At 53.6% G+C, this 1882-nt stretch carries 1 protein-coding gene and 2 pseudogenes; 1 reads left to right on the forward strand and 2 read right to left on the reverse strand.

The window, feature by feature from the left end; translation table 11 throughout:
* Together IV04_RS21590 and IV04_RS21595 are read right to left on the reverse strand one after the other, a co-directional pair.
* Nucleotides 1-447 (reverse strand): annotated as a pseudogene (locus tag IV04_RS21590) (ATP-binding protein); the annotation flags it as partial.
* A gap of 23 nt (nucleotides 448-470) precedes the next feature.
* Nucleotides 471-1636 (reverse strand): IS3 family transposase gene (locus IV04_RS21595; RefSeq protein WP_152562933.1). Its coding sequence is split into 2 segments (ribosomal slippage): nucleotides 471-1372 and nucleotides 1372-1636, totalling 1167 coding nucleotides; the frame shifts between segments, so codons are not numbered across the junction.
* A gap of 108 nt (nucleotides 1637-1744) precedes the next feature.
* On the opposite strand from IV04_RS21595, the pseudogene IV04_RS21605 reads away from it, so the two are divergent.
* Nucleotides 1745-1882, forward strand: a pseudogene (locus IV04_RS21605) (toxin-activating lysine-acyltransferase); the annotation flags it as partial.

Here is a 1882-nt window from a genome sequence, read left to right on the forward strand (position 1 = left end):
TATCTCGTCCAGGATCAACACCCGGGCATAACTCAGTTGTTGCAACTGACGCTCAAGCCGGTTCTCCTGCTTTGCTTTCATCAGCGTAGCGACCAGTCTGTCCAGCGGCATGAACAGCACACGGTGACCTGCATCTGCCGCTTTCACTCCGAGAGCAACAGCCAGATGGGTTTTACCCACACCCGGTGGCCCCAGCAGGATCACGTTTTCGCAGCGCTCCACGAACGCCAACCCCGCCAGCTCCCGGACGACCTTGTGATCGATACCTGGCTGGAAGTTGAAGTCGAACTGCTCCAGCGTTTTGACCCACGGGAAGCGTGCCTGCTTCAGCCGGGATTCCATTCCGCGCTGATGTCTACCGTTCCATTCCTGCTGCAGCGCCATGCACAGGAACTCACGGTAGTTGAGCTCTTTTTTAGCCGCCTGCTCCAGCAGGCTTTCAACGTGCTAACCTGTAGTGGATCACAAAATCAGGACACCTTCGTAGCCTTTTTCCACTGCTCTTCGTATTCACAGGGCGGTAATCCACCATTGTGCCGATGGGGGCGTACTGTGTTGTAATAACTTTGTATCCATTCACCGATATCTCGTACCGCATGATGGATATCCATATAACCCCCTACAGGCAGCCATTCACTTTTCAGGCTTCGGAACACTCTTTCCATTGGTGAGTTATCCAGGCAGTTACCCCTGCGGCTCATACTCTGCATCACTCCGTTCCTCCACAGTAACTGCCTGTATTTCTTACTCCTGTACTGCCCTCCCTGATCCGAATGAAACAGCAGCCTCTTTTCCCTTGGTCGCGTCTCCAGTGCATTACGCAGGGCTCGACACACTAGCTCGGCATCCGGGGATGACGATATGGCGCTGCCCACTATCCGACGGGAGTAAAGGTCAATCACCAGTGCCAGGTAGCACCAGCCACCATTGACTTTGATATAGCTGATATCTCCACTCCACACACGATTGGGCTCCGACGGCTTAAACTGCCTTTTCAGTAAGTCTGGCGATGCCAGTGACGCCTCCCGTTCACCACGGTAACGAGGCTTGCCGGGTTGGCGACTCGCCAGACCACATTCCTGCATCAGACTGCGGGCCAGCCAGCGCCCCACGTTATAACCCGACTGACGCATCAGCAGACTCAGTGTTCTGCTGCCGGCTGCTCCCCGGCTCTGTTGATGCAATTTCCGCACCTGAGCACGCAGTTGCAGACGTTTTACATCAACCCGCGAATTCAGCGAGGCATAGTAAACACTGCGCGTTATTTTGAGCAGGCGGCACAATTCGACCACCGACCATTTTGTTTTCAGCCGTGTGATTAACGCAAAGATTTGATGGGGAGCTCGCTCATCAACACGGCTGCCTGCTTTAGTATTTCTTTTTCCATTTCCAGCCGTTTAATCTGCGCTCTGAGCGACTGGATTTCACGTTGCTCTGGTGTCAGTGCAGGATTGTCCGGCGTCACCCCGCTGACTTCTTCTTTGTACTGGCGTATCCATTTACGCAATTGGCTGGGGTCCAACTCCAGAGCGCGTGCAACCTCGATGGTTGACCGCTGATACTTAACGACCTGCTCAATAGCTTCCAGTTTGAATTCAGGAGAAAAACGGCGTTTGGTCTGTTTAGGTTGAGTCATTATCAATTACCTCAATTGGCTGTCATTAAATTAACAGGCTATTGAGGTGTCCGGTATTACTGATCCACTACATTTTTTCCCTGACCTGGGATTTTTGAGGACAGCACGATGCTGATAGGTGCATATGACGTGCATGCCCCGTTGATATTGGGGGGCGATCGCAGTGAGGCCGAAGTCCTGGGGGCTTCTGTCTGGCTGTGGATGCATTCGGCCCAGCATCGGGATCTGCCGCTGCATGCGCTGCCC

The organism is Serratia sp. Ag1 (assembly GCF_000743355.1).
Classification (GTDB): Bacteria; Pseudomonadota; Gammaproteobacteria; order Enterobacterales; family Enterobacteriaceae; genus Chania.